General features: G+C 39.8%; 1 protein-coding gene. It reads right to left on the bottom strand.

The genetic code is table 11. The features are described 5' to 3' along the window. On the bottom strand, positions 1-304 hold a 304-nt coding region (locus HC175_RS22710), incomplete at both ends, for a peptidylprolyl isomerase (RefSeq protein WP_209310224.1).

Below are 304 nucleotides of genomic sequence, written 5' to 3'. Positions count from 1 at the left end.
CTTTTCCGTTTGACTTTGCCAGTTGCTCAAAATCTCCTTCTTTGGCCTTAAGTTCGAAATTGGTTACTTCAGCAAACAAGTCATTCATTGATTTTTCTGAAGGTTCGATAGCTCGGGAAATTGTTGCTAATTTTACCGCTTTCTCTCTTTCGGTTTGCTCCTGGATGTTGATAACATGATATCCGAATTGAGTTTCAACAACTCCAATAGTACCTTCATTATTCCTGAAAACAAAATCGTTGAACGCAGGAACCATCATTCCCGGAGAGAACCATCCAAGATCTCCGCCTTCTTCTTTGTTAGA

The organism is Salinimicrobium oceani, from assembly GCF_012037645.1.
This window is presented reverse-complemented; position numbering and strand designations above follow the sequence as displayed.